We start from the raw sequence: 15,975 nt of genomic DNA, 5'->3' as shown, positions 1-15,975 counted from the left end.
CCCGGTTGCGACAGGTCGTAACGTGGTTCTGTGATCAAGAGGGATGAGCTGCGGGATCAGGTACGCGCAACCGTCGGCGGGCTGATCGCCGACGGCCTCGAGGCCGGTGTGCAGGTGTCCGCCTACCTCGATGGTGAGGTGCTGCTCGACGAGGTCGCCGGCCTCGCCGACCGGCAGACCGGGCGGCCGCTCACCGCCGACACCCCGATCTTCAGCTTCTCGACCGGCAAGGGCCTGACCGCGACCGTGGTGCACGTGCTGGCCGAGCGCGGCGAGCTCGACTACGACCTGCGGATCGCCGACGTCTGGCCGGAATACGCCCGGCACGGCAAGGAGGGCACGACGCTGCGGCACGCGCTGACGCACAGCGCCGGGGTGCCCTCGCTGCCGGCCGACCTCACCCGGGCCGACCTGACCGACTGGGACCGGATGTGCGCCCTGTTGGCCGACGCCACGCCACTGTGGACACCCGGCACCGCCTATGGCTATCACGCCTGGACGTTCGGGTTCCTCGTGGGTGAGACGGTCCGGCGGGCCACCGGGCGCACGCTCTCCCAGGTGCTGGCCGACGACGTCGCCGGGCCGCTGGGCGTCGCGGGTGAGCTCTTTCTCGCCGTACCCGATGCGGATCTGCCCCGGTTGGCCACCCTCGAGGACCGCAACCTGGCGGCGGCGATGGCCGCGGCCAGCCAGTTCATGGTCAACTTTGATCGGATCGCGCCGCCCGGGGTGCGGCCCGATGTCGCGCTCGGCAACGACCCGGCCGTGTTGCGCGCGGAGGTCCCGGCGGTGGGCACGATCACCGCCCGCGCGGCGGCGAAGATGTTCGCGGCGCTGATCGGCGAGGTCGACGGCGTCCGGCTGATCTCGCCGGAGCGGCTCCACGAGGCCACCACCCTGGCGATGACCGGCAACGACTGGGCGGTCGGCTTCCCGGCGCCGCGTGGGCTCGGCTACCAACTCCAGGAAGACTTCTTCGGCGCCAGCGGCAACGGCGGCAGCATCGCTTACGCGTTCCCCGAGATCGGGCTGACCGTGGCCGCGACCAAGAACCTGCTGTCGGCCGGCGCCGAAGACCCGATGGAAGACCTGCGCAGAGTGATCCGCAGCGCGGTGGGCTAGCGATTGCGGCGCAGGGCGACGACCGCGATGTCGTCGCCGACCGGTGGGACGGCGAGGGTCATCAGCAGGCGGTCGGCGTAGGTTTCCAGGTCTTCGTCGACCAGCCGGGCGGCCGTCGCCAGGTCGGCCAGGCCGTGGTCGATGTCCCGGGTCCGGCGTTCGACCAGCCCGTCGGTGTAGAGGACCAGCGTGCCGCCGGGCGGGAGGAACAGGTCGAGGTCGCCCGGGCGGGGTGCGTGGATGCCGAGCAGCGGGGCGGGGTGGTCGACGAACGTCGCCGCGCCGTCGATGACCAGCACCGGCGGGAGGTGGCCGGCGTTGGCCAGCCGGATCCGGCCGGTCGCCGGGTCGATCGTGAGCAGGCAGATCGTGGCCAGCTCGCCGGGCAGCAGGGTGAGCAGCAACTGGTTGGCCTTCTCGAGCACGGCACCGGGCGGGTGGCCTTCGACGGCGTACGCCCGGACGGCGTGCCGCAGCTCGGCCATCACGGTGGCGGCGTAGAGGGAGTGGCCGGTGACGTCGCCGATCGCGGCCAGCAACTGCCCGTCGATCATCGTCAGCTCGTAGAAGTCGCCGCCGACCTCGGTCTGCGCGCTCGCCGGCACATAGCGGACCGTGAGGTCATAGCCGGGGACCGTCGGGATCCGTTGCGGCAGCAGGCTGCGCTGGAGGGTGAGCGCGATCCGGTGTTCCTCGTCGTAGGTGCGCTGCGCCTCGACCGCGGCCGCCACCGACTGGACCAGCAGGCGCAGCACGTCGGCCTGCTCACGTAACGCCGCGGCGGGCACCGCCACGTGCACCGGCGGGCGGTCGTCGCGCAGCCGGGCGGTGCCCACGGCCACGTCGTCGGTCGGCCAGTCGAGCTGTGGCCACTGGGTGCGGGGGTCGGCGCGGACCAGGGCGCCGACCGGCACGACGGCCGCGGAGGCCGGCCATTCGCGGACCATCGCGGTGCCGGTCGGCTCGGGGACGGCCGCCACCAGCCGGGCGCCGGCCGAGCTGCCCGCGGTGACCGTGTCGGCGGCCACCACCGCGCCGCTGCCGAAGATCTCCGCCGCGCCGAGCGCGGCCGCGGTGAGCAACTCGGCGAGGGTACGCGCGCTGTTGACCGCCACCGTCGTCTCGGCCAACCGGGTGAGGCCCGCGGCCAGCGTCTCGGCGTGCCGCCGGGCCCGGTAGTAGCGCAGCACGGCGTGGGCGGTCGCGATCAGCTCGTCGGGCTCGATCGGCTCGGCCAGGTAGGCGTCGGCGCCGCGGGTCAGGCCCTGCGCCCGGTCGGCGACGTCGACCGCGTGCGCGGAGACGTGGATGATCGGGGTCGCGGCCAGTGCCGGGTGAGCCTTGATCTGCTCGGCCACCTCGAAGCCGCTCATGTCGCCGAGCCGCACGTCGAGAACGACCAGGTCGATGTCGCCGCGGCCGACCCGGTCGAGGGCGGCGGCGCCGCTGTCGGCCTCGACCACCGTCAGGCCCGCCCGGGTCAGCCAGCGCACCAACAGGTAGCGCTTGGCGTCGCTGTCGTCGACGACCAGGACGGTGGCCGACTCAGGATGCTCCATCGCCGCCGCCCGCCGGCAGCCTCACCGTGAACGTGCTGCCGGCGCCGGGCTCGCTGGTCACCGTCAGCGCTCCGCCGAGCAGGGTGACCAGGCGGCGGGCGTAGGGCAGGCCGAGGCCGGTGCCGGTCGCGCCGGTCGGTGCCCGGCCGGGCACCTGGTAGAACTCCTCGAAGATCCGTTCGTGCAGCTCTTCGGCGATGCCGACGCCGGTGTCGGTGACCTGGATCAACCAGTCGTCGCCATCGCGCGCGGCGCTCATCCGGACCGAGCCGGCCGCGGTGAACTTGAGCCCGTTGTGCAGCAGGTTGCGCAACACCTGGGCCAGCAGCACCTCGTCGGAGCGGATCGTCGCCGGCTGCTCCGGGTCGACCACGACCAGCTCGACGGCGCCGGTGGCCATCGCCCGCACGGTGCCGCGGAGCTGGCTGAACACCAACCGCAGGTCTACATCGGACCAGTCTGGCTGGATCGTGCCGGACTCGGCCTTGGCCAGGTCGAGCAGGTCGTTGACCAGGCGCAACAGGTCGCCGGCGGAACCGCGGATCAGGGCGACCTCGCGGGCCTGCTGCTCGGTCAGCGGGTCGGACTCGGCGTCGTCGAGCAGCCGGGCCAGCCCGATCACCGCGGTCACCGGCGCGCGCAGCTCGTGGCTGACGTTGGCCAGGAAGCGGGTCTTCGCCTCGCTGGCCGCGCGTAGCTGGGCCGACCGCTCGTCGAGCTCGGCGTAGAGCGCGACCACGCCCCGGTTGGTCTCCTCCAGCTCGCCGGAGAGCTGGGTGTAGAGCGCCATCACGCCGTGGTTGGTCTCCTCCAGCTCGGCGTTGAGCCGGGCCAGGTCGTCGCGGTGGGCGCGGGTCTCCTCGAGCGCGGAGAGCAACTGCTCGTTCTGCTCGGCCATCTCGTCGAGCGGGGTGCGCGGTGCCAGGGCGGCAAGGTCGGCGCGGATCCGGTCGAGGTCTTCAGCGTTAAGCCCCGCCGAAACCGGGATCCGCCGGCTCATCCGCACCACCGTCGTCGTCGGTCCATCCTGGACAGTGAGGTCGTCGACCAGCCGGCCGAGAGTCGGCAGCCGCACCGCCTGCCCGGGCCCGACCGCCACAACCTCGACCTGAAGTGTCGCACCGTCGACGCCGAACCACACTTCGGCGGCGGTCGCCGGCGGCCCGTCCCGGTCGGTGAACAGGGTGCGGCCCACTTCGCTGAGCGCGGTCGCCAGCCGCACCTGGTCCTGCCGTTCGAGGCCGACCGCAGCGGCCACCTCACGGGCCCGTTGCCGGGCCACGAACACATCGGATTCGGTACGCAGCACCAGGTGCAACAGCCGCGTCATCGGCCGGCCCTCGCCACCAGCACGCAGGCGTCGTCGCGCCGGGTGCCGGCGTCCCGCAGCAACGTCGCCGCGACCAGTTGCGGCGCGCGTTCCCGCAGGCCGGGGTAGTTGTCCAGGAGCCAGCGGTCGACCACGCCGTCGGAGTGCATGACCAACAGCGCCCCCGGCGGCGCCGGATAGCTGAACTCGCGAACCGCCCGGCGCTGGTGGCCGGCGATGCCGGGTAGCGAGACCAGCCCGCGCCGCGCGGTGTCGTCGACCAGGAAACCGGCGATGTTGCCCAGGCCGGCGAACCGGACCTGATCCTCGTCGAGTTGGGCGACCGCGATCGCGGCGCCGCGGGTATGGCGCACCGAACGGTGCACGTGCTCGACGACGCCGGCCGGGGAGTCGGCCGGTGCGGCCTGGAACGCCTGCACGGTCGCCGCGGCGGCCGCGGCGGCCAGCGGACCGTGGCCGAGACCGTCGGAGACCAGCACCTGGGTGCGGCCGGCGACGAGCCGGATCGCGTAGCCGTCGCCGCAGACCTCCTCGCCGCTCATCGCCCGGCTGACCGCGGCCGCCGTGGCCGGCTCCGGCGCCTGGCCGGGCCAGACCTGCGCGACCGCGACGGTGCCCCGGCCCTCGACGGAGCTCATGTCGAGCCAGCCGGCCTGACGGACGATCGCGCCGAGGCCGATGCCCAGCGTGCCGGTCGTCGAGTGCCCGTCGCGCGACGACCGGGCCACGTCGGCCATGCCGGGGCCGGCGTCGACCGCTAGCAGTTCCACGCCGGCCAGGTCGCCCGAGCGCACCCGGCGGACCAGCAGCCGGCCGTCGTCGGCGTGCTTGACCAGGTTGCTGGCGAGTTCGGCGGCGACGATGGCGAGCCCGCTGAGCGGGCCGGTGCCGAGCCCGACCTCGGTGCCGAGGTCCTGTGCGGCCCGGCGCACGGCGCTGACCGCGCTGGCGTCGTCGAGGCGGAACCACAGGCCGCCGTCGATGAGGCCGCTGGCGCGGCTCACCGCTACCGCGCCCATTTCATGACGGTTATCCGGGTGCCCCGACCCGCCGCCGTGTCGATGTCGAACTCGTCGACCAGGCGGCGCGCGCCGCTGAGCCCGAGGCCCAGGCCGCCGCCGGTGGTGTAGCCGTCGGTGAGCGCCAGGTCGAGGTCGGCGATGCCGGGGCCGTCGTCGGCGAACACGATCCGGATGCCCTTGCGCCGGCCGTTGTCGACCAAGGTCACCTCGGCGCCGCCGCCACCGCCGTACACCAAAGTGTTGCGGGCCAGTTCGCTCGCGGCCGTGACCAGTTTGGTCTGGTCGACCAGCGACAGTTTCGCCGCGACCGCGACCGTCCGCACCAGTTGCCGCACGCGGACCACGTCCTGGTCGGCGGCGATCGTGACGACCTGCTGCTCGACTTCCGTGGTCACGACGTTGCCGGGGAGTGACCGTCGAGGTCGAAGCCGAGGTCGAGCTCGACGGTCTGGTCGGCGCGCGACTCGGCCAACAGCGCCATGCCGAGCTCGACGTTGAGCGCCGTGCGGATGCCGTCGAGCGAGAGACCGAGCTCGACCAGCGTGATCGCGACCGCCGGGCGCATGCCGACGACCACCGTCTCCGCGTCGAGAACGCGGGAGATCGAGGCGATCGAGGAGAGCATCCGCCCGACGAACGAGTCGACGATGTCGAGCCCGGTGATGTCGATGATCACCCCGTGGCAGCCGGTCGTGACGATCCGATCGGCCAGGTCTTCCTGCAAAGCCAGCGCGGTCTGGTCCTGCATGTCGACCTGGATGGAGACCAGCAGGAGATCACCGATCTTGAGGACCGGGACGCGTTCCATCAGTTGCTCCGGCCCTTGCGGCTCGCCTCGATCATCCGCAGCGCGTGGCGCAGCGCGTCGGCCAGCGTCGCCTTGGTGGCGATGTCGCCGAACTCGATGCCGAGCGCCACGATCGTCTGGGCGATCTGCGGTCGGATGCCGGAGATGATGCATTCGGCGCCCATCAGCCGCGCCGCCACCACCGTCTTGAGGATGTGCTGCGCGACCTGGGTGTCGACCGCGGGCACGCCGGTGATGTCGATGATCGCGTAGGGCGAGCTGGTCTCGACCAGCGTCTCCAGCAGCCGCTCCATCACCACCTGGGCGCGCGCCGAGTCGAGGGTGCCGACCAGCGGGATCGCGACCACGCCTTCCCAGAGCTTGACCACCGGCGTGGCCAGCTCGAGAAGCTGCTCGGCCTGGTCGGCGATCAGCTCCTCGCGGGTCTTGGCATAGGTCTCGAACGTGAACAGGCCCAGCTCGTCGACCATCCGACTGGCCGCGATCACGTCGGCGACCGCCTGCCGGTCACCGTCGTGCACGTCGACCGTGTCGAACAGCGCGGTCTTGAGACCGAACACGGTGACGGCCGTCTCAGAGGCGCTGAACCCCTGCCGGGCGCGCCCGCGGGACAGGTCGACGAGGGTGGCGCGCAGGCTGGCCGCGCCGTCGTTGCCGAGGTCGAAGGCGCCAGCCTCCAGCGCCTCGACGATGGCGCGTTGCAGATCCTGGACCTGCTTCTGAAGCTCCGCCCTGGTCAGACGGCCGCGCAGGGGTGCGGCGACGGCGTCGGTCCAGGTCGCGGTCAGCGTCTCGGCGTGGGTTTCGAGCAGCGCCAGCAGGCGGCCGCTCTCATCCGCGGTGAGCCCCATCCATACCCTCCCCAGGGACGGGCCGGCGGGCCGGGATGCCGCCAGCGGGCGAACCGTACCACCGTTGCAACCAATCCGTGCTGCGCGGCAACTACCTGCGGAACCTACGATGCGCGGATGCCAGACAAGGGCTTTCGGGCACGGGTACGAGGTTGCCTGCTCGGTGGGGCAATTGGGGATGCACTGGGCAATCCGGTGGAATTCCTATCGACTCACCGGATCCGGGAGCGATTCGGGCCGGACGGGTTGACCGACCTGCTCGGCGACCCGGCGCTGATCACCGACGACACCCAGATGACGCTGTTCACCGTCGAGGGGCTGATCCGCGCGAGCGTCCGCTGGGACCGGGGCGTCTGCCATCCCGCGTCCGTCGTCCATCGGGCCCACCTGCGCTGGCTCGACACCCAACGGCTGCCCGCGCCGCCGGCCGAGGTCGACGGCTGGCTCGCCGGCCAGTCCTTCCTCTACGCGCGACGCGCGCCCGGGAACGCCTGCCTCTCGGGTCTCGCCGCCGGGCGGATGGGCACCCTGGAAAACCCGGCGAACCCCGACTCCAAGGGCTGTGGCGCGGTGATGCGCTCGGCCCCGTTCGGGCTGCATCCACGATGGACTGTCGAGCAGTCGTTCGACCTGGCGGTCGAGTGCGCGGTGCAGACGCACGGGCATCCGTCCGGCTATCTCGCGGCCGGCGCGTTCGCCGCGATCACCCACGGCCTCGTCGCCGGCCAGGAGCTGGTCGAGGCGGTCGAGGGTGCGCTGGTGCTGCTCCGGCAACGGCCGAGGCACGACGAGGTCACCTCGGCGCTGCGCGCGGCGCTGGGCCTCGACCGGGCCGCCACCCCGGAACTGGTCGAGCGGCTCGGTGGTGGCTGGGTGGCCGAGGAGGCGCTGGCGATCGGCGTCTACGCGGCGCTGGCCCACCCGACCGACGTGCGGCGCGCGCTGCTGGTCGCGGTCAACCACTCCGGCGACAGCGACTCGACGGCCGCGATCGCCGGCAACCTGCTCGGCGCGTGGCACGGCGAAGAGGCCCTGCCGGCCGACTGGGTGTTTCGCCTGGAGGGCCGGGGCACGATCCTCGAGGTGGCCGACGACCTCGTGCTGGAATACACCCAGCGTGACCAGTTGCACGGCGACTACGGGCCGTACACGAGCTGGACAAGCCGCTACCCGGGCAGTTGACGGCCGGGTAGCGGCCAGCTTTGTGCGTCAGAGCGTGAGCGTCCACGAGTTGAGATAGCCGGTGTCGGCCGCCGCGGCGTCGCGCACCCGCAGCTTCCAGGCACCGTTGCGGGCCTCGCTCGACAGGTTGACGGTGAAGGTCGAGTCGAGGTTGTCGGCGCTGCCGCCCGTGCGGTTGTGCAGCGTGTAGAGGCTGCCGTCCGGCGCGACCAGGGTCACGACGAGGTCGCCGCGGTAGGTGTGCACGATGTGCACCTCGACGCTGGACGAGGCCGAGGCGTTGCCGGAGCAACCCGACACGGTGATCGTGCTCTCCACGGTGGACACGTCGGGAATGGTCAGGTCGGTGCCGTTGGTGATGGCGCCGCAGCCGCCGACCGCGTTGACCGTCCAGGTGTAGGAGGTGCTGCCGGAACCGCCGGCCGCCGCGGTCGCGGTCACCGTCACGCCGTAAGAACCGGCGGTGGTCGGCGTGCCGCTGACCGTGCCGGTCGACGAGGAGATCGACAGGCCCGGCGGGAGGCCGGTCGCCGACCAGGTGTAGGGCGCGGTGCCACCGGAGGCGCTGTGCGTGGCGGAGACCGCCGTGCCGACCGTCGAGGTCCGGCTGCCCGGGTTGCCCACCGCGACGCCGCCACCGCCGGGGCCGCCGCCGAGCGAGACCGCGGCCGCCAGGATGTCGGCGGCGAACGTGCGCACCTCGGTGTAGACGCCGGGCGCGTTGGGCTGGGCGCAGCCGATGCCCCAGGAGGTGATGCCGACCTGCACCCACTCGTTGCTGGCGTCGCGCTTGAACATCGGGCCGCCGGAGTCGCCCTGGCAGGTGTCGATGCCGCCGCCGGGCAGCACGCCCGCGCAGATCTCCTCGTTGGCGATCAGGCCGGCATACTCGCCGCCCTGTGCCGCGCAGGTGCTGTCGCTGATGAACGGCACGGTCGCCTTGCGCAGGTAGCGCTGCTGGCCACCGCCCTGCACCGCGGCACCCCAGCCGGCCACCGTGAACGAGCCGCTGTGCAGCGACGTGTCGGTGGCGATCCGCAGCAGCGGGCTGCTGATCGGGCTGGCCAGGCGGATCAGCGCCCAGTCCTTCCCGTTGCCGTTGTAGCCGGGTGCGCGGTAGACGTAGTTGGACTGCCGGGTGGTCCGGGACGGGTCCTGTAGGTCGACGGAGCCCCAGGTCGCGGTGATCGACGTGTTGGTGCCGGTGCCGTTGACGCAGTGTGCCGCGGTCAACACCAGGCTGGTCGTATACATCGCCCCGCCGCAGCCCATCGACAGCCGGACCATCCACGGGAACTCGCCCTGCGCGGCCGTCGTGCCGCCGACGATCGGTTGCGGACCGGTCGGGACCGCCGGCGACGCATTGGCCGGGCCGGCGAGCGCTCCACCGCCGGCCACCAGTGCGATCGCGGCGACGGCGCACAGCGCCATTCGTCGTAGTCGGGTCACAGCTTCCTCCCCATCGAACCTCGTGAGTATCCGGGGAATCTAGCCTCTTCGATCCCTGAACGGTCATCCCGAATTGAAAGGGGGTGGCGGGTGATGACCCGCCGTCATGACCCGCTTAGGGAGCGATGTTCTGGTTCAGGTGGAAGATGTTGTTCGGGTCGTAGGTCCGCTTGAGCGCGATCAGCCGGGTCAGCGTGGCCGCCGGGAAGGCCCGCCGCACGCCGGCGGCACCCTCGTCGCTGAGGGTGTTGAGATACATGCCACTGGAGTACGCCGACAGGGGCGCCGCCGCGGCCCGGGCGGCCGCCATCCGGTCGCTGTCCTCCGCCGCGTCCTCCCACCGGCCGGCCGCGACGAACTCGAAGAGCGTGCCGCGCTGGCCGTAGGCGGCCTCGTCGTCGGGCACGTCCTGGATCGCGCCGCCGTAGGCCTGCAACGACACTCCCGGGCGCAGGGCCGGGTCGGCGTCGCCCCGCTCGGCGAACGCGGCCGCGGCGGCAGCCGGGAAGCGGTCGAGGTAGAGCCCCTTCCAGTAGCGCCGGAAGAAGTGCCCGTCCGTCGTGTCGTCGATCGTTTGCAGGTCCAGGTAGGACAGTTCGCGGACGTGCTGCTCGCGGATCCGGCCCAGCCCGGCGAAGTCGTGGGTCAGCCGGCGCCCCTGCGCGGGGTCACCGACCCAGACGAAGCCGACGTCGACCAGCCCGTTGGCGCCGACCGAGGCCTGGAACGTGGCCTGGCGGGGCGCCGCCGCGCTGAGGTCGCGCCAGCCCTCGAGCACCGCGACCGCGTCGGCCGGATCGAACGAGTAGCTGGCCAGCAGCGCCCGGGTGCCGACCGGATGCAGCCGGAACTCGAACGCGGTGACGATGCCGAAGTTGCCGCCGCCGCCGCGCAGGCCCCAGAACAACTCCGGGTGCTCGTGCCGGCTGGCCGTGACCACGGCGCCGTCGGCGGTCACCACCTGGTAGGACTCGACGTTGTCGCAGGACAGCCCGTACTGCCGCGCCAGCCAGCCCATCCCGCCGCCGAGGGTGAGGCCGCCGACGCCGGTGTGTGAGACGTTGCCGGCCGTGGTGGCCAGGCCGTGCCGCTGCGCGGCGCGGTCGAGGGCGCCGAGCAGCGCGCCACCCTGCACCACGGCGCGCCTCGTGCGCGGATCCACGGTGACGCCGCCCATCGGGGTGAGGTCGATCATCAGACCATCAGCGGGTACGGCGAGCCCGAGCACGCTGTGGCCGCCGCAGCGCACGCCGATCTCGAGGTCGTGGTCGCGCGCGTAGCGGACGGCGTTGACCACGTCGGTGACCGTGCCGCACCGCACGATCAGCCGCGGCCGGCGGTCGACCATCGCGTTCCAGACGGAGCGCGCGGCGTCGTAGCCGTCGTCGGTAGGTAAGAGGACCTGTCCGGTGAGGGATGCTGGCGTCGTCGTCATGACAGCTACGGTGCCAAGAATCGGTACAGCGAATAAGCTCCGATTCCGTGGTGGATTCCTGGACCAATTCCTCAACCGCAACGGACCTGATGATCCCGCTGGACCGTGCGGCGGGCGTTGCGCTGCACCGGCAGATCGAGGCCGGGATCCGCGACCGGATTCGCTCCGGGCGGTTGCCGCTCGGTGCGTCGCTGCCGCCGACCCGCACGCTCGCGACCGACCTCGGCGTTTCCCGGGGCATCGTGGTCGAGGCCTACCAGCAACTGGTCGCCGAGGGCTACCTGAGCAGCCGGCCCGGCGGCTACACCCGGGTCGCGGCCGGCCCGGCCGAACCCCCGCCGGTGCTGCCACCGGCGCGGGCGAGCGGGGCCGTGGTCGACTTCGGTTACGGGCGGGCCGACGTCGCGCACTTCCCGCGGGCGGCGTGGCTGCGGTCGCTGCGCCGGGTGCTGACCCACGCGCCCGACGAGCGGTTCGGCTATGCCAGCGGGCAGGGCGTGCCGGAGCTGCGACTCGCCCTCGCCGACTATCTCAACCGGGTGCGCGGCACCGTCGTCACGCCGTCGACGGTGGTTGTCACCAACGGCTTCGCACAGGGCATCGCGCTGGTGGTGCAACAGCTGGCCCGGCGCGGCGCCCGGCGCATCGCGGTCGAGGACCCGTCACCCGACGACGACGCCAGGGCACACGCCCGCGCCGCCGGTCTCGAGGTGATCGGCGTGCCGGTTGGTCCGGACGGCGTCGACGTGCGCAGCCTCGAAGCCGTGTCCGCGGACGCGCTGGTGCTGACCCCGTCGCACCAGTGGCCGACCGGCGGCGTGCTGCCGGCCGCGGCCCGGTCGGCGGTGCTGCGCTGGGCCCGTACCTCCGGAGCGGTGGTGATCGAAGATGACTACGACGCGGAGCACCGCTACGACCGGGCGCCGGTGGGCGCGTTGCAGGGCCTCGACCCGGACCGGGTGATCTACGCCGGCACGGCCAGCAAGACGCTCGCGCCCGGGCTGCGGGTGGGCTGGCTGGTGGCGCCGCCGGGTTGGGTCGACGACCTGGCGGCGGCCAAGGTCGACGCCGATCGCGGCTCGTCGGCGATCGACCAACTCGCACTCGCCGACTTCCTCGCGCACGGCGAGTTCGACCGGCACCTGCGCCGGATGCGCCCGGTCTACCGGCGCCGCCGGGACGCCCTGCTGGCCGCGCTGGCGGCCCACCTACCCGGGTTCCGGCCAGCGGGTGTGGCGGCCGGCCTGCACCTGGTCGCCTGGTTGCCGCCGGGACTCACCGAGGAGGCGGTCGTCACCGCCGGCCTGTCCCGGGGCGTCGCCGTCTACGGCGTCGGCCGCTACCGCCTCTCGCCCGGGCCGGCGGGCCTCATCTTCGGCTACGCCACCCTCGACCCGCCGGCGATCGAGGAGGGGATCGCCCACCTCGCCGCCGCCCTCCGCTCCGACGATTCGAGACACACCTAATCGTGGCCGTGGCGCACCGGTCCGCACAGGCTGTGTGCCATGAAGCCATTGATCAAGACCCTGGCCGCGCTGGGTGCGGCGGTCGTGCTGGCAGCGGCACCCGCAGCCGCGGCCGACGCCGCACCCCGCGGCGGTTCCGGCTGGACGCCCTACCAGACCCCGTCGTTCACCGTGCCCGCCGGCGAGGCCTGCTCGTTCGAGCTGCACGGCGAGGTTGTCTACGACCACGAGTTCACCCGGGTGGTGAGCACCTTCCCGGACGGCACGCCCAAGGTGCAGGACTGGGTGGGTCCGCTCGGCGTCGTGTTCTCCAACGTCCAGACTGGACGGTCGGCGCGGCGGGACGCCTCCGGCACGCTGCGGGCGACCCACGACGGGCAGGGCACCACCACGTTCGTCTTCCACGGCAACGGCATCGCCCCGATCTTCGCCGGCAGCAAGTCTCCGGGTATCTACCTGGTCAAGGGCCCGCACGTGCTCGTCGCGAACCCGGACGGGACACGGGAGTTCACCAAGACCCGGGGCACCACAGAGAACATGTGCAAAACTCTGTCCTGATGATCCGGTTCCGGCTCAGCTCCGCCATCCTGGCGCGTCTGCGATTCGCCTACTCGCCACTCGCGGAGACCGCCAAGAGCCTCTACATGATCAATTCGGGCACCATCCACCCGCTGCATCACGGCTGGTATGAGCGTGTCCGCCCGAACCTCGGGCGGGTCGACCGCGAGCTGCTCAGCGCGGTCGTCCCGCCCGGGGGACACATCGCCGAGTTCCTGTTCGTCGGCGCGACGGCAACCACGACCACGATCGAGCAGCAGCTCCAGCTCGTCGCCAACTGGCCGGTGGAACACTTCGCGAGTGAGTTGGCGCTGGCACACCCACATGGCCTGCCGCCCGCCGCGCGAAGGCTGGTCGACCTGGGCGCCGACGGCCCGCCGCGGGTGGCGCACGCCCTGGAGCAATATTGGCGGGTCGCCGTCGAGCCGCACTGGCCAAAGCTGCGCGCGGTGCTCGACGCCGACGTCGCCTACCGCGTCGGCAAGCTGACCCGGGGCGGCATCGCGGAGCTCATGGCCGACCTGCACCCCTCGATCGAGCTGCACGAGCACGCGATCCGCATCACCAGCCGCACCGAGGGCGACGTCGAGGGCGGCGGCCTGACGCTGGTGCCGTGCGTGTTCATCTGGCCGCACCTGTGGATCGAGTTCGGCCTGGCCGGCGACCCGAGCCTGACCTACGGCGCCCGCGGCGTCGGCTCGCTGTGGCAGGAGGACGACGCGACCACCGAGGAGGACGAGGACCCACTCGGCGCACTCCTGGGCCGGACCCGCGCCGAAATACTGGTCACCCTCCGCCTACCGCGGTCGACCACCGACCTGGCCCGCGCGATCGGCCTGTCCCCACCCACCGTCAGCTCCCACCTGGCGATCCTGCGCCGAGGCGGCCTGGTCACCTGCTGGCGCAGCGGCCGGCGGGTCCTCTACCAACGCACCGGCCTGGGTTCGACCGTCGTAGCGGCGTGCGGCTCCGACAACGAGACCCGCCCCGGATCGTCGTCGCTCGGCTGACCAGATCGCCCCGATTCGCTTTGGGGCGCGAATCGGGCGGCGGATAACGTCGAGTTTGTCGGTCGGCGGACAAAGCGCAATGTCGGAGCGAGTTAGCTGATCACGTCGACGAGCCTATGGCCTAGTCGCGCTACCGCCCTATTCTCGGAAGCAGTTCGCGGACGCAAAGGGTTCCATAGCTGTTCGTGTTATTCGGGAGGTTCGGGTAAGCCTCGAGCAACAGGCACTAGCCTCGCGGGGTCAGCCATCGAGCACGAGGGCGCTGGCCGGTATTTGGCTCGTCCTGCCGCGGCCACGAGCCCTTGCACATCGGTGGCCGCGATGTCGTGTGCGGTGTAGGCGCCCTGGCCGGCGGCCGTCGCGGCCGTGACCGTGGCCAGGCCGAGGCGGCGCTGGAAGAACGACTGGCGCACCCGCCAGCCGATCACGGCACGTAGCTGGACCGCCGCCGTTGCCCGGGTGAGCGGGCCCGCGCGGACCACCAGGTAGCCGTCGTGCACGGCATGGCCCAGGCTGCGGTAGGCGAGGACGGCGCCGGCCGTGGTGACCGCCAGCAGGGCGGGGAAGAGCCAGATCGCGTCGAGCGGGCCGCCGAACGGCAGCCAGCCGACCGTCGCGACCGCGGCCTGCACCGTCGCCCGCACCAGGCGGCGGCGCAGCGCCGCCCGGGGTGGCCGGCGCAGCGGGCGGGACAGCACATCGCTGCCCAGGATCTCCGCGGCCGTCGCGCGGGCGACCGTGACCGGGCCGCGCGGCAGGATCGTCGCACCGCCGGTGGCGCTCCACAGGCTGACCCCGGTGGTGATCAGGGAGGTCTCGGCCACGCCCAGCCAGCGCCAGACCTGCGGCTCGCGGATCTGGATACCGCGGACGCGGTGCTCCTCGCGGTCGACCGTGTTGGTGCGCAGCAGGCCCTGGGTGGTGCGCAGGTTGCCGGCCACGCGGGTCAGCCGGAAGTTCCAGTTCGCGCTGACGAAGCCGACGACCAGGCCGGCACTGCCGACGATGGTGAAGGCGAGCGCGGCGATCAGCACGATCCATAGTGGTGCGACACCGTCGGCCAGCCGGCGGGCGTGCTCGAACGCGTCGTAGCCGAACAGCCGGCCCAGCCAGTAGCCGCCCCACAGCAGCGCGGCCCCGGCGAAGACGGCCCAGACGCTGAGCACGTTGTAGAAGATCCACGAGGGCTGGAAGCGGGCGAGCACCTGGCCGGTGTCGGGGGCATGGGTGTCTCCGTCGAGCATCTGGTGCAACCGCCGCGCGGTCTCGACCGAGACGGCGTCGATGCGCAACGCCGCGGTGCTTCCGGCGACCCCGGTCAACCCGGCGCCGACCGTCACCACGCGCAACCCGAACAGCCGGTGGGCCAGCCGGGCGTCGCTCGACACGCTGCGGATCCGGTCCCGGGCGATCCAGCGCTCGCCGCGGACGAACAGCCCGCCGCGCATCTCGACCCGCTCGTCGGTGATCCGGTAGCGGGTGGTGGCCCAGCGGATCAGGTCGGCCGCCGCGCGGGTCACCCCGATCACCGCGACCGCCAGCGCGGGCCAGGCGTCGCCCGGCTCGAGACCCAGGACGCCGGCCGTGACGGCGGTCGGGATCAGCGACGCCGCGGCGCGCACCAGGTCGACGGCCACCACCTTGCGGTCGAGCCGCAGCCAGGTCACGTCGCGTCGCCTCGGGTCGCCGCGACGGTCGCGGTCAGCCGGGCCGCCACCTCCGTCGCCTCGGCGTCGTCGAGCGCTACGAGTTGCACCGGGCCGCTCGCCGACGCGGTGGTCACCGTGACCGTGGCCAGGCCCAGCAGGCGTTGCAGCGGGCCGCGGGTGGCGTCGACGGTCTGCACCCGGGAGAGCGGGGCCACCCGCCACTCGCGGACGAGCCAGCCGGACAGCGCGTACACCGCGTCGTCGGTCGCTTCCCAGCGGTGCACCCGGTAGCGCCAGGTGGGCACCACGGCGGCGTGCGCGACGGCCAGCACCGTCACCGCGCCCAGGAGCGGGCCCAGCCAGGGCCGCCACGACCCGGCGATGGCGTAGGCGACCAGGCCCGCTCCGATCGGAACGGCCGCGCCGATCATCGCGCGCAGGGTCCACCAGCGCACCGCCCGGCTCGCGACCCGGTGCTGTGGCGGGTGCAGTCCCAGATCCCCCATCGACCCAGCGTGGCGGGACCGCGCAAGC

15 protein-coding genes are annotated in these 15,975 nt (G+C 72.6%); 5 read left to right on the top strand and 10 right to left on the bottom strand.

Annotation, left to right across the window (positions count from 1 at the left end):
* Positions 1–30: 30 nt before the first annotated feature.
* Complete coding sequence (locus DFJ67_RS04250; RefSeq protein ID WP_116066672.1) at positions 31–1,122, top strand: serine hydrolase domain-containing protein; 1,092 nt, start codon at positions 31–33, stop codon at positions 1,120–1,122.
* On the opposite strand, the gene DFJ67_RS04245 is transcribed toward DFJ67_RS04250, so the two are convergent.
* Genes DFJ67_RS04245 through DFJ67_RS04220 form a run of 6 tightly spaced genes read right to left on the bottom strand, consistent with a single transcriptional unit; the run spans position 1,119 to position 6,692 of the window.
* Positions 1,119–2,681, bottom strand: coding sequence for a SpoIIE family protein phosphatase (locus tag DFJ67_RS04245; RefSeq protein WP_116066671.1), 1,563 nt, complete (start codon positions 2,679–2,681; stop codon positions 1,119–1,121). The genes DFJ67_RS04250 and DFJ67_RS04245 overlap by 4 nt on opposite strands.
* The gene (locus DFJ67_RS04240) at positions 2,668–4,011 is read right to left on the bottom strand and encodes a sensor histidine kinase (RefSeq protein ID WP_116066670.1); all 1,344 of its coding nucleotides are present in this window, start codon (positions 4,009–4,011) and stop codon (positions 2,668–2,670) included. The genes DFJ67_RS04245 and DFJ67_RS04240 overlap by 14 nt, the downstream gene beginning before the upstream one ends.
* Positions 4,008–5,030: a SpoIIE family protein phosphatase gene (locus tag DFJ67_RS04235; protein ID WP_116066669.1), complete on the bottom strand. Its 1,023-nt coding sequence runs from the start codon at positions 5,028–5,030 to the stop codon at positions 4,008–4,010. The genes DFJ67_RS04240 and DFJ67_RS04235 overlap by 4 nt, the downstream gene beginning before the upstream one ends.
* Complete coding sequence (locus DFJ67_RS04230; protein ID WP_116066668.1) at positions 5,018–5,428, bottom strand: ATP-binding protein; 411 nt, start codon at positions 5,426–5,428, stop codon at positions 5,018–5,020. The genes DFJ67_RS04235 and DFJ67_RS04230 overlap by 13 nt, the downstream gene beginning before the upstream one ends.
* Positions 5,425–5,841 (bottom strand): STAS domain-containing protein, encoded by a 417-nt coding sequence (locus DFJ67_RS04225; RefSeq protein ID WP_116066667.1) that lies wholly within the window; start codon positions 5,839–5,841, stop codon positions 5,425–5,427. Before DFJ67_RS04225 ends, DFJ67_RS04230 begins: the two co-directional genes overlap by 4 nt.
* Positions 5,841–6,692, bottom strand: coding sequence for an STAS domain-containing protein (locus DFJ67_RS04220; protein ID WP_116066666.1), 852 nt, complete (start codon positions 6,690–6,692; stop codon positions 5,841–5,843). The genes DFJ67_RS04225 and DFJ67_RS04220 overlap by 1 nt, the downstream gene beginning before the upstream one ends.
* A gap of 117 nt (positions 6,693–6,809) precedes the next feature.
* Here DFJ67_RS04220 and DFJ67_RS04215 point away from each other — a divergent pair, with 117 nt between their 5' ends.
* On the top strand, positions 6,810–7,874 hold the full coding sequence (locus DFJ67_RS04215) for an ADP-ribosylglycohydrolase family protein (protein WP_116066665.1): 1,065 nt from the start codon (positions 6,810–6,812) through the stop codon (positions 7,872–7,874).
* Positions 7,875–7,901: 27 nt separating this feature from the next.
* Here the strand turns inward: DFJ67_RS04215 and DFJ67_RS04210 are convergent, their stop codons facing one another.
* Both DFJ67_RS04210 and DFJ67_RS04205 read right to left on the bottom strand, forming a co-directional pair.
* Positions 7,902–9,323 (bottom strand): trypsin-like serine protease, encoded by a 1,422-nt coding sequence (locus tag DFJ67_RS04210; protein ID WP_239096936.1) that lies wholly within the window; start codon positions 9,321–9,323, stop codon positions 7,902–7,904.
* A 115-nt stretch (positions 9,324–9,438) separates the two neighbouring features.
* Positions 9,439–10,758 carry an FAD-binding oxidoreductase gene (locus DFJ67_RS04205; RefSeq protein WP_116066663.1) on the bottom strand — a complete coding sequence of 440 codons (1,320 nt, stop codon included), beginning with the start codon at positions 10,756–10,758 and terminating at the stop codon, positions 9,439–9,441.
* Between the two features lie 89 nt (positions 10,759–10,847).
* Between DFJ67_RS04205 and pdxR the strand changes: the two genes are divergently transcribed.
* Genes pdxR through DFJ67_RS04190 form a run of 3 tightly spaced genes read left to right on the top strand, consistent with a single transcriptional unit; the run spans position 10,848 to position 13,792 of the window.
* Complete coding sequence (pdxR, locus tag DFJ67_RS04200) at positions 10,848–12,224, top strand: MocR-like pyridoxine biosynthesis transcription factor PdxR (RefSeq protein WP_116066662.1); 1,377 nt, start codon at positions 10,848–10,850, stop codon at positions 12,222–12,224.
* 39 nt (positions 12,225–12,263) lie between these two features.
* A complete protein-coding gene (locus tag DFJ67_RS04195; RefSeq protein WP_147315411.1) occupies positions 12,264–12,782 on the top strand; it encodes a hypothetical protein in 519 nt (172 codons plus the stop codon).
* On the top strand, positions 12,782–13,792 hold the full coding sequence (locus DFJ67_RS04190) for an ArsR/SmtB family transcription factor (protein ID WP_116066660.1): 1,011 nt from the start codon (positions 12,782–12,784) through the stop codon (positions 13,790–13,792). The genes DFJ67_RS04195 and DFJ67_RS04190 overlap by 1 nt, the downstream gene beginning before the upstream one ends.
* 188 nt (positions 13,793–13,980) lie before the next feature.
* On the opposite strand, the gene DFJ67_RS04185 is transcribed toward DFJ67_RS04190, so the two are convergent.
* Entirely contained in the window at positions 13,981–15,459 is a 1,479-nt protein-coding gene (locus DFJ67_RS04185; RefSeq protein ID WP_116066659.1) for a PH domain-containing protein, read from the bottom strand.
* Positions 15,456–15,947: a PH domain-containing protein gene (locus DFJ67_RS04180; protein WP_116066658.1), complete on the bottom strand. Its 492-nt coding sequence runs from the start codon at positions 15,945–15,947 to the stop codon at positions 15,456–15,458. Before DFJ67_RS04180 ends, DFJ67_RS04185 begins: the two co-directional genes overlap by 4 nt.
* Positions 15,948–15,975: the final 28 nt, after the last annotated feature.

It is taken from the genome of Asanoa ferruginea (assembly GCF_003387075.1).
Classification (GTDB): Bacteria; Actinomycetota; Actinomycetes; order Mycobacteriales; family Micromonosporaceae; genus Asanoa; species Asanoa ferruginea.
Note: the sequence above shows the minus strand (reverse complement) of the source record. Positions and strands in the feature narration are given on the sequence as shown.